Genomic DNA, 11,330 nt, shown 5'->3' on the forward strand with positions numbered 1-11,330 from the left:
GGCCTTTAAAGGCTTGTACGGCGTTTCTTTCTTTTTGTTAAAGAATGCGCCACTATTATTGAGCGTTCATTGAAACAGAAAATCTGATAATTAGCATGACAGATCGGGCTATAAAACTTTCTATACGAAGTTTATTTTTGTGGGTGGTAATGACCATCGCCGCAATTTCGCTGGTAAGCACCTCCGGTTTGTCTATCTATACCCAAATAAACGCTTATCGATACGAATTGGATAACCGCGCAAATCTACTGTCTAAGATGACCGCTAATGCGGTTGCAGGCCCGCTTCGAAATTCTAGCCAGGCATTGGTGGAAGAATCTTTACTATTCTTAGATGCTGCTGACAAAGTGTTAAACGTTCATATCTATAAAAGCTTACCGGATGGCGCTAACACCTCAAGTAACGTTGAACGCTTTGCCTCTTACAACAAAGGCGGCCAGTTACTTATTCCTGGAAAGCAAAAACAGCTAATTAACCTAGATCAAACTCCCTTGCTCACTGAAGATAATGATTACTTAGAAAGTAGTCGGAAAATTTTTGACCCAGAGACAAACGAAGTTTTGGGATGGGTTTACCTTCGGATGTCTGCAGACGGGTTTAGCCAGCACATGGTTAAAACGGTTCTAGTTAACCTTGGGATTATGCTTTTCTTACTCATATTCAGCTTTTTGTTAGCATTGCGTTTTCAGCGCCGTGCCACTACCCCGATTGAAAAGCTTTCTTTTTTCTTACAGCGCACCTCTAGGCAGCGTGACTATTCCGCTAGAGCAGAACCGTCAAATATTAAAGAAATAAACGTGCTGTCTGATGATGTGAATATTATGCTGTCTCGCATACAAGAATATATGCACAAGCAGCGTCAGGCCGAAGAACAGCACAGAAAGCTGAATGCCAGCTTAGAAGAAATGGTAAGCCAACGAACTAATGCACTGAAAGACGCCAACCAAGAGTTAATTCAAACCCTTGAAAAGCTGCATGAGTTTCAACGCCAAATTGTACAAAATGAAAAAATGGCATCGTTGGGTGACATGGTGGCCGGAGTTGCCCATGAAGTAAATACTCCCATCGGTTTAGGGGTTACCGCTTCTACTATGATGCTCGACAGATTGGCGGTTATTGAAAGAGATTTTGAGAATAAAACCCTAAAAGCCAGTGCCATGAAACGCTTTATGGATGAAAGTCATGAAAATCTAAACATCATTTATCGCAATTTAAACCGCGCTGCCGAGCTAATTTCCAGTTTTAAACAGGTTGCAGTGGATCAATCGAGCGAAAGTAGCCGAACCTTTTGCTTTGCACAGCTAGTTAATGAGATACTACTGTCGTTACAGCCTCGCTTAAAAAAATTACAACACAACATCAACGTAGATTGCGACCCTACCTTATGCGTTGAAACGAAGGCTGGTCCTATTAATCAAATCATTATTAACCTTATTATGAATTCGGTTATTCATGGTTTTGAGAACATAGAAAAAGGCCAGATTGATATCTGTGCTGAATTAATTACAACGAACAAGCTAAAGTTAGTGTATCGGGATAACGGTATCGGGATCCCATCAGATATTCGTAAACGTATTTTCGACCCTTTCGTTACCACAAAACGTGGACAAGGGGGGTCTGGATTAGGCATGCACTTAGTGTACAATTTAGTCACTCAAGCGCTAAATGGTTCTATATCGATTACCAGCGAAGTGGGTAGTGGTGTAGAATTTGTTATAGTTTTTCCTGTTTCCAGTGCGAAAACGTCATAATACCTGTATAACTATTGAACTTTGCTTGAAATTCGTTGGCTAACCCCAATACCTTGAATTTAATAATATTCGGTAGTAACTTGCATATAAGTAAACGAATATTAAAATTTAATCAGTAATTGCTTAAACCGATTTTATAAAGAGTGTAAAACACCATGCAGACGCCAAATGTGTTAATTGTTGAAGATGAAGTGGTCACACGTACCACGCTAAAGAGTTTATTCGAAGCAGAAGGGTACAATGTATTTGAAGCTGAAAATGGTGATCAAATGCATGACTTCTTTGAAAATCACGCAATTAATTTGGTTATTATGGATATTAATTTGCCAGGTAAAAATGGCCTCATTTTGGCGCGCGAAGTACGCGACCGTAAAAACGTAGGTCTTATTTTCCTTACTGGCCGTGATAACGATGTTGATCGTATCTTAGGTCTAGAAATTGGCGCAGATGACTATTTAACCAAGCCTTTCAATCCTCGTGAACTGACTATTCGTGCGCGTAACTTGTTATCTCGCACCACTAATTCAGCAGAAGACGATGATTTACCAAGCCGTGTAAACTTCAATGGCTGGATTTTGGATGGCGACAGCCGTTCACTTATTTCACCAACAGGTAAAGAGTTCCGTTTACCACGTAGTGAATTCCGTGCATTACATTTATTCCTTAGCAACCCAGGTAAAATTCTTACCCGCGAGCAGCTAATTATGGAAATGACAGGTCGTGAGCTTCGTCCTAACGACCGTACTGTAGATGTAACTATCCGCCGTATTCGTAAGCACTTCGAGTCAGATCCTTCTGATGAAGAATTGATTGTGACCATTCACGGTGAAGGTTACCGCTTCTGCGGCTCTGTTGACGGCTAATTGTCCCAAACAGAGATACCAACGGTATTCCCGTTGTAAGTAATAGCCTGATTAAATACCAAAAAGCCGCTCAATAGAGCGGCTTTTTTTTGTTTTCAACATTTAGGATGCCAGTTTAACAAGCACTTAGGGATAAGAAGTAACGATACGCTTTTTTCTCTAACAAAAAGGCTTTGTGCGTACTTGGGCTCCACGAGTCGTCGCCGCCAACGCCCATGTGGGCATGATCGATGTACACATAGGTGCTGTCGGCTGGCGTGAGGTCGCAAGTGTGCTTAGCTTCATCAAGCTGATTTTGCCCGAACGGGCTTACAGCAAAGTGAAAATCACCCGCTACTTTTATATTGTTAATGCTAAGTTCTCGGCAATTACTACGAAGCCCGTTATCGGTAGGAAAGATGTAAGGCGTATGCATACTGGCAATACTTTCGCTGTAACTCCCAAACCTGGCTGCGGCCAACCGGTCAGGGTAGTTCTCAAATGGTCCTAGCCCTTTCCACTGAATATTGGCATCAGCCTGACTTGAATGAGGTACGGCCCACTGCAAACCAATACGCGGCATTGGAGGTAATGCATCGGCTAACTTAACCTGAACATCCAAGTCTATAGTGCCTGTTGCATTCACGCGGTAACACCAGGTTGTTGAGGCCACCAAGGCATTATCGTAATGATAGTTAAACAGTGCCGTCACACGCACATCTTGTGTGCTTTCAACCACATCTACACCAGCACAGGTGCGTTGCCATTGCCCAATTCCAGCTCGGCGCCAGCGAGACTCCCACGCATTAGGATCGGGGTTATCCACTTCACTCACGCCAATGTCATTGTCTAACGGCGCTCGGAAGAAGTTATCTTCAAGCGGTGCTCTTAGCTGCTCTTCGCCATTTGCTGTCCATGACGTAAGCAGTCCAGTATCAGCACTTATTGTAAAACACGTGTTTGCGGCGTGAATAGTTACGTTCGACGCCAAGCGCTCGACCGTAACTTTATTTTTGCCATTGATAGCGCTAGTTAATGAGAATGTAGATAGACCTGCAGTATTCGCAATCTCAAATTGCTCGGTATCTAATACGTGCCCAGCACCTGCCCAATCACAGTCCTTAACTAGCACCACATCAATATTTAAATGGTATTGCGCATCAGGCACAAAGTCGAAGTTTGGGGTAATCGTTAGAGTTTGTGTTGATTGAGGGGCAATGCTTAACACTTCAGTTCCACTTACAACGCATTCGCCATTTTTAAGCACCTGCCACTGCAGTGCTTCGTTATCGGTTAAGCGGAATACATAGTCACTGGCGATGGTTAGCTGATAGCTACCAGCTTGTTCCTGCTCTAGTGCTTTAAGGGTAAATGCCAAATGCTGTTGGCAGTATTTGGCTTCAAATAATGCAGGGTGTGGCGTGCGATCAGGAAACAACAAGCCGTTAATGCAAAACTGACGGTCGTTATCGGTATCACCAAAGTCGCCACCGTAGGCCCAATAGGCCTCACCGCTGTCTGTATGCTTCACTAAGCCTTGATCGACCCAATCCCAAATGAACCCCCCTTGCAAACGTGGATAGTCTTTAAATGCCTGCCAGTAGTCCGCAAAGCTCCCTAAGCTATTTCCCATGGCATGGGCGTACTCACACAAAATAACAGGGCGGGTTTCACCTGGTAGCGATAACCACTTTTTAATCGCCCATTTCGGCACGGCATCATCAAGCACGTCAGTATCTACCCGAGCATACATAGGGGCGATGATATCGGTTGCTGTAGTATTGGCACCACCGCCTTCGTATTGTACAGGTCGTGAAGGGTCAAACGCTTTAGACCAACCGTACATGGCATCTTGGTTTGGCCCATGGCCACATTCATTACCTAATGACCAAATAATAATGGATGCGTGGTTTTTGTCACGCTCTACCATTTGGGTGTAACGGGCTAGATAAGCCCCTGCCCACACGGCATCTCTCGACAAACGCCCCATAGGGAACATGCCGTGAGTTTCAATATTCGCTTCATCAACTAAGTACAACCCATATTCGTCACACAGCTCGTACCAACGCGGGTGATTAGGATAATGGGCAGTACGTACCGCATTAAAGTTGTTTTGCTTCAATAACTTTATATCTTCAATCATATCGGCTTCATTCACCGCATGACCTTTGCTTTCATGGTGCTCGTGCCTATTTACACCACGAATAAGAATAGGTTTTCCGTTTACGCACAGCTGACCATCAAGCATATCTACCTGTCGAAAACCTATGTTGTAGCCCTCCGCTACCACTAGGTTTCCAGTATCGTCGAACAGTGACACCACGAGTCGATACAAATAAGGCGTTTCGGCTGTCCATTTGTTAGGTTCAGTGACTGCTAACGATTGAAAAATCACATCGTCCCACCCGCCTTTCTCATCTATACGGCGGTTGTTGGTACCAGACACACTTTGTTCGGTAACCGGAGTTTCACCATCAAATAACTGAATGCCCACCGTATAGCTTGCTGGTGCGTTAATGGCGGTGCGAACAGCTAAGCTGCCATCGCGATAGCAAGCATCCAGCTTGGGCGTCGCGAACACATCTTGAATATGATGTTGTGGTTTCGTGACTAATACCACATCGCGAAAAATACCACTTAGCCACCACATGTCTTGGTCTTCTAAATAGCTACCATCAGACCAGCGAATAACCATAACCGCTAAGCGATTTTCACCAGCTTTTAAGAAGGGCGTTAAATTGAATTCAGCGGGTAGTCGGCTATCTTGTGAATAACCGACGTATTCACCGTTACACCACAGGTGAAATGCACTATTAACCCCCTCAAACACGATATGGTTGCGCTGTTGCAACGTATTTTCAGTTGCCGAAAAAGTAGTACGGTAGCAGCCTGTGGGGTTATCGCTGGGTACTTCAGGTGGGTTTACCGGAAAAGGATATTTAACATTACAGTAAATAGGCTTATCGAAACCCTGCATTTGCCAATTTGAAGGCACAGTAATAGATTGCCAGCTTGCAGCATCAACTAATACTTCGCTCAATAAGTCTTCGGTGACAGCTTCAGGTTGGGGGTATAACCTAAAATCCCATTCACCATTTAAACTTTGTTTTTGCGCATTAACGTTTTGTTTAGCATCGTCTTGGGTTAAAAAACCGTTTAATGGACTATGTCCATTCACGCGATTTCTTTGATAAACAACAGGATTCTGCCAATCTTTTTGCGCAACAACTTGAGCAACATTTGCCATTACTGGCTCCTTCTACGGTAAGGTTTTTTAATAACAGGTGAAATATAGCGGAAACACGCGCAATCCTTTATGCTTGTTTCTCTCTTTAATTTATCCAAAACTCTCATTTTACAATTATGCAACCTGCTAACTTCACTTCAACTGGCCCCTCAAATGCGCAGCGAACCTTTCGCGATATTGTGAATATTGGTCCACACTGTCTTGAACGTTTTATTGATAGTACCAATGCACCAGAGATTAAAGCGCTAGACATAGAGTTGGCGGGTTGCTCGAATTTATCAGGTACTTATCAAGTAGGCCGAGTTACCCCGCCTAACCACACTATTTTTTATTCATTAAAAGGCAGCGGTAAAATACGCACGCCGAGTGGCGAGTATGCATTGCCTGCTTCAAGTGTGATTATTTTGCCTGCGCATCAAAGTTTTGAAGTGCAAATTGCGCATTTTGATGAAAGTAGCGCACCGCAGCTAGATCAAGCGCCGCGGCCGGATCAAGCGCCGTGGGACATCATTTGGCTAAACTTATCTGATAGCCCTCGATGGCAGCATTTTTTTGATGTAGAGCACCCCGTACAGCACAACATTGAGTTGTCAGGGCTACATCATGCGATGGAGTTACTGTATTTAGAAACCAACAGCCAGCACCGACAGGCGGTTATTCCTATTATCCAGCAATATTTGCAGCATATTGCTACCCCAGTGAAAAGCACGCACCAAGTTCGATTGTCGGCGCTATTTGCTGCGGTAGAAAAGCAATTGCAGTTTAATTGGGATATCGACGCCTTGGTAGACAAAGTGCACTACTCTGCCCCCCACTTGCACAGGCTATGCCTTGCGCAATTCGGCAGAAGCCCTATGCAGCATGTTATTTATCTGCGCATGGTAAGGGCGAAAAATTTACTGATAAGCACGCAGTGGCCCATTGCTTATATTGCCAACTACGTGGGCTACAGCAATGTGTTTACGTTTTCGAAGCGGTTTAAAAAGTCACAAGGCATGCCGCCCAGCGAATTTCGCCAGCGGCAGTCTTTAAATTGAACGACTTAGATCGAAACAGAGAAACTAGCTTCCTGCTATTTTCATCTGATTAATAAGAATTGAGCCAGTATGCACACTACCGCGCAAATCTTTATCTTTACCAATTGCCACAATGCCAGCGAACATATCTTGTAAGCAGCCAGCAATAGTCACTTCGTGCACCGGGTATTGAATAACACCATTTTCTACCCAAAACCCAGCTGCACCACGAGAATAATCGCCGGTAACCGTGTTAACGCCCTGCCCCATAAGTTCAGTAACGTATAGGCCAGTGCCCATTTCTTTTAGCAAGTCGCTGTCGCTATGACCTGTGTCGCCCACCAACCAGTTATGAATGCCACCCGCGTGACCATTGGTTTGGGTGTTTAGCTTACGCGCTGAATAGGTGGTGTAAAGATAAGTAGCAAGCTTTCCGCCATCTACGATGGTCATGTCTTTACAAGCCACGCCTTCATTGTCGAAGCTAGAACTTGCTAAGCCCGACTTTATAAATGGGCGCTCTTCAATGTTTAGCCACTCAGGAAAAATTTGTTTACCTAAGCTATCTAACAAGAACGATGAACGACGATACAAGCTACCACCGCTGATAGCACCCACGTAATGCCCAAATAAACTAGACGCGATATCTTTGTGTAACAGAATGGGCACTTGAGCCGTATTTATCTTACGGGCGCCCAGACGCTCTACAGTGGCTTTTGCTGCATCGGTGCCAATAGAGACTGCTGATTGCAATAAAGGCGCCTGACGGTCGACTGTGTAGGCATAATCACGCTGCATATCACCATCTTGAGAACCAATCACCATACAACTAAGGCTATAACGGCTACTTGGATACCCAGCATTAATACCGTGGGTATTACCGTAAACTCGCATACCAAGATTAGCGTTATACGATGCACCGTCGGAATTTGTAATGCGCGGATCGTAACCTAACGCAGCAGATTCCGCTTCAATCGTGGTGGCAATGGCTTTCTCAGTATCAAGCTCTTGCGGGTGATATAAATCTAAATCGGGAAATTCTGTGGCCATAAGTTCAGCATCAGCAAGACCAGTACAAGGATCTTCACTGGTGTACTTAGCAATATCTACGGCTTTTTCCACGGCACGAGTCAGTGCTTCTTTGCTTAAGTCAGCCGTTGAGGCGCTGCCTTTTCGCTTACCTACGTAAACACTAATGCCCAAGCCGCCATCGTTAGTAAACTCTACGTTTTCAACTTCTTGCATACGTGAAGATACCGCAATACCTTCCACTTTTGACATGCTTGCTTCTGCTTGGGTTGCCCCATTTTTTAGGGCTAATTTCAGTACATCATCGACGACATTCTGAATTTCTGATAACTGTTGCTCAATTTGCATAGTAAGTTTCGCTGTCTAAATCCGACTGTGATAGTTACAATTTAGCTAAAGTGTAACACTTATGAGTTTGAAATGAGCGATCAGAAATCTAAATCACGACAACAATCTAAGTTAGAAAGCGCCGAGCCCGAAGAAGAGCTCATTAGTAAAAGCGAACTAAAGCGCCAATCTAAAGACTTACAAAAGCTGGGGCAAACCGTAGTAAACCTTACCCCTGCCCACTACGCCACCATTCCGCTTGATGAAGAATTGAAAGATGCGCTAGATATTGCCCGTGTCATCAATAAGAAAAAAGACGGTTACAGAAGGCAACTTCAGTTCATTGGTAAGCTACTTAGACAAAGGGATAATTCCCCTATTGAAGTGGCCTTGGCTAAAATAACCCATCAACATCAAGCAAATAACGCTGCGTTTCATGAATTAGAACGCGCTCGCGAAGATGTAATTACCCGTGGTGACGACGCTATTCAAGGGCTTATTGAAGAATACCCTGAGCTTGATAGACAAAAATTAAGGCAGTTCCACCGCCAAGTGAAAAAAGAACAAGAAAAGAATGCTCCCCCTAAAGCTTACAGGGAGTTATTCCAATATTTAAAAGACGTTACTCAAAAAGAGTAGCAATATAAGGAGAGGTATATGGGGCGGCTTTTAGCGGCATTTGCTTTCGTTTGGGTATTATCAGGATGTAACGGTACCTCGGGGGCAAACGGCGACGACCCCTTTGGCAGTTCGGATAGCGACGATAGCATCACCTCTCCAGTTGTAGCACTCTCTCTTGAGATAGGCGACGCAAACTGTAATACGATTAATCAGGCTAGTTTCGATATTGGTGATACCGCCTGCATTACTGCGACCATTACCGAAGATGGTGCAGTGTTAGCCGGAGAAATCGTCAGTTTTACAAGTGGTATAGGCACTCTCTCTGTTACCGATAAACTCACTGACAGTAACGGTGAAGCGGTCGTGTATTTAGACTCAAACAGCGCTATCGCGGGCGCTAGCACCATTACCGCCAGTTACGACAGCACATCATCAGAGGCAAACATTGAGTTTTTAATTGCCGATACTGACACGGTCTTTTTACCTACCCTTTCACTTACCTTGAGTGACAGTGCAGGTAATCAAGTCAGTAGGATTACCGCTGATGAAACCGGTACCCTTAGCGCTTCGCTGATAAATATCGATGACACCCCAATTACAGATGCTATTGTAAGCTTCCAAGTGTCTCGCGGCTCGGTAAGCATAGACGATGCCCTCACGACCAATGACGGCCTAGCCAATAGCCAATTACTTCCTACCGATGACGACCTAGGTGCGGGCACGGCCACTGTGTCATACGTTTATAATGAGCAAACCTTAACAGCCACCCTCAACTATGAAATTCAGTCTTCTGCGGTAACCGATGAGGTTATTCAAATTGGTACGTTTGATAACGGTGAATTTGTCGCTGGTTTATTAGGAGTAGACGGTTACACCACGGACGAAGACGTTGTCATCGCCGCTGGCGCAACCCTGGGTGTTAACGTAGCACTGGTTAATTCTGAAGGCGAAACTTATGCCACCAGCATCCCTGTGACCTTTAGTTCCGTTTGTGTGGCGAACGATAGTGCCGATATTGATGAAACTGTATTTACCGCCAGCGGACAAGCTCGCTCTACTTTTCAGGACAATAGTTGCGCGGGAAATACCGGCTTCGACGACGAGATAAGTGCGACGGTTACTATCAACAGCAGCACACTAAGTGTGTCTCGTTCTATGGAAATTTTGCCTGAAACCGCGGGTAGCATTGCTTTTATCGATGCGTCTCCGGCATCTATTGTGATAAGTGGAACCGGCGGCCAAGACGCGAGTTCGGTATCTCGGGTAACCTTTCAAGTAAATAGTGCGCTGGGTAACCCTCTTGCCCAACAAGAAGTGACGTTTAGCTTAAACAGTAATATTGGTGGATTGGCGCTTTCTCCTGCTACTGCACTGACTAATTCTGAAGGCCAAGTCAGCACCTTTGTGACAGCGGGTAGCGTGCCTACTGCCGTTCGGGTCACTGCTATTACTGAAATTGATGATACTAGCATTCAGTCTCAGTCTGACTTACTTAGCGTGAACACTGGTCTGCCTGATCAAAACAGTATTAGTTTGTCGCCATCGAGTTTGAACCCTGAAGCGCACAATATTAACGGCAACGAATTAACCATTACCGCTAGCGCGGCTGATGCGTTTAATAATCCAGTGCCAGATGGCACCACGTTAAATTTCACCACCGAAGGCGGGTTAATTGAGCCAAGCTGTACCACACAAAGCGGCAGTTGCAGCGTGACGTGGACGAGTGCCGAGCCAAGAGTCGCCGATCACCGCATTACGGTAATGGTGACCGCGGTAGGCCATGAAACTTTAATAGACGCAAACGGCAATAACTTATATGACGATGCCGATGGCGGCGCGATTACTGGTAGCACCGGCAATGGTATCTCTATACTCCTGCCTGACACCACGGGCTTTATCGATTACCCAGAAGCATGGCGAGACGATAACGAAGACGGCAACTATGATGCTACAGAGCCATTTTTCGACTACGACAGTTCAGGTAGCTTCACTGCTGCCAATGGATTATTTGATGGCCCGCAATGCGATGCTACAAGCTGCGGAAATAGTGCGCTGCATGTTAGGCGCGCTATGGTGGTTATTATGTCATCGTCATCTGCATTGCTAACGTTTAATAGCAGTACCGATGAACTAGCAAACAATACTAATCCGCCTGGGTTAACTCCGGTATTGAGTATCCCAAGAGGAAGCAACGCGTTGCTATCGCTAGCGTATTCAGATACCGCTAATCAGCCGTTAGCGGAAGATACAGAAATTAGCATTACAAGCTCTGAAGGAGGGATTTCAGGTTCACTTGAAGCCACTGTGCCTTCTACCAACGCAGCAGGTAGCAGACAACTATCGTTTGTACTGACTAACCTGTTAGATGAATCAGAAGCCAGCACCAGTGCGATTGTTAGCGCGCTAGTGACCTCTCCTAGCGGCGTTACTACCAGCCTTGATATGGTGGTTACTTTAGAATAGCGGGCCGTCTTTTATAGAGCTGGCATGCTGCAGT

7 protein-coding genes are annotated in these 11,330 nt (G+C 45.1%); 5 read left to right on the forward strand and 2 right to left on the reverse strand.

Annotated features, from left to right (window positions below; translation table 11 throughout):
• Nucleotides 1–95: 95 nt before the first annotated feature.
• Nucleotides 96–1,751: an ATP-binding protein gene (locus R1T43_RS19270; protein WP_317351142.1), complete on the forward strand. Its 1,656-nt coding sequence runs from the start codon at nt 96–98 to the stop codon at nt 1,749–1,751.
• Between the two features lie 155 nt (nt 1,752–1,906).
• Nucleotides 1,907–2,614, forward strand: a complete 708-nt coding sequence (arcA, locus tag R1T43_RS19275) for a two-component system response regulator ArcA (RefSeq protein ID WP_013785842.1) — start codon at nt 1,907–1,909, stop codon at nt 2,612–2,614.
• Nucleotides 2,615–2,729: 115 nt separating this feature from the next.
• On the opposite strand, the gene R1T43_RS19280 is transcribed toward arcA, so the two are convergent.
• Nucleotides 2,730–5,840 (reverse strand): beta-galactosidase, encoded by a 3,111-nt coding sequence (locus R1T43_RS19280; RefSeq protein ID WP_317351145.1) that lies wholly within the window; start codon nt 5,838–5,840, stop codon nt 2,730–2,732.
• 116 nt (nt 5,841–5,956) lie between these two features.
• Here R1T43_RS19280 and R1T43_RS19285 point away from each other — a divergent pair, with 116 nt between their 5' ends.
• On the forward strand, nt 5,957–6,877 hold the full coding sequence (locus R1T43_RS19285; RefSeq protein ID WP_317351147.1) for a helix-turn-helix transcriptional regulator: 921 nt from the start codon (nt 5,957–5,959) through the stop codon (nt 6,875–6,877).
• 24 nt (nt 6,878–6,901) lie between these two features.
• Here R1T43_RS19285 and pmbA read toward each other — a convergent pair whose 3' ends face one another.
• Complete coding sequence (pmbA, locus tag R1T43_RS19290; protein ID WP_317351149.1) at nt 6,902–8,233, reverse strand: metalloprotease PmbA; 1,332 nt, start codon at nt 8,231–8,233, stop codon at nt 6,902–6,904.
• 72 nt (nt 8,234–8,305) lie between these two features.
• Between pmbA and yjgA the strand changes: the two genes are divergently transcribed.
• Together yjgA and R1T43_RS19300 are read left to right on the forward strand one after the other, a co-directional pair.
• Nucleotides 8,306–8,851 (forward strand): ribosome biogenesis factor YjgA, encoded by a 546-nt coding sequence (yjgA, locus tag R1T43_RS19295; RefSeq protein WP_013785846.1) that lies wholly within the window; start codon nt 8,306–8,308, stop codon nt 8,849–8,851.
• Nucleotides 8,852–8,869: 18 nt separating this feature from the next.
• Complete coding sequence (locus tag R1T43_RS19300) at nt 8,870–11,296, forward strand: Ig-like protein, group 1 (protein WP_317351153.1); 2,427 nt, start codon at nt 8,870–8,872, stop codon at nt 11,294–11,296.
• Nucleotides 11,297–11,330: the final 34 nt, after the last annotated feature.

The organism is Alteromonas sp. CI.11.F.A3, from assembly GCF_032925565.1.
In the GTDB taxonomy this organism is placed as follows: domain Bacteria; phylum Pseudomonadota; class Gammaproteobacteria; order Enterobacterales; family Alteromonadaceae; genus Alteromonas.

Excerpts from the sequence above, each read along its gene's own strand:
- R1T43_RS19270 (WP_317351142.1), top strand. The coding sequence starts at position 96 with ATGACAGATCGGGCTATAAAACTTTCTATACGAAGTTTATTTTTGTGG.
- arcA (WP_013785842.1), top strand. The coding sequence starts at position 1,907 with ATGCAGACGCCAAATGTGTTAATTGTTGAAGATGAAGTGGTCACACGT.
- R1T43_RS19280 (WP_317351145.1), bottom strand. The coding sequence starts at position 5,840 with ATGGCAAATGTTGCTCAAGTTGTTGCGCAAAAAGATTGGCAGAATCCT.
- R1T43_RS19285 (WP_317351147.1), top strand. The coding sequence starts at position 5,957 with ATGCAACCTGCTAACTTCACTTCAACTGGCCCCTCAAATGCGCAGCGA.
- pmbA (WP_317351149.1), bottom strand. The coding sequence starts at position 8,233 with ATGCAAATTGAGCAACAGTTATCAGAAATTCAGAATGTCGTCGATGAT.
- yjgA (WP_013785846.1), top strand. The coding sequence starts at position 8,306 with ATGAGCGATCAGAAATCTAAATCACGACAACAATCTAAGTTAGAAAGC.
- R1T43_RS19300 (WP_317351153.1), top strand. The coding sequence starts at position 8,870 with ATGGGGCGGCTTTTAGCGGCATTTGCTTTCGTTTGGGTATTATCAGGA.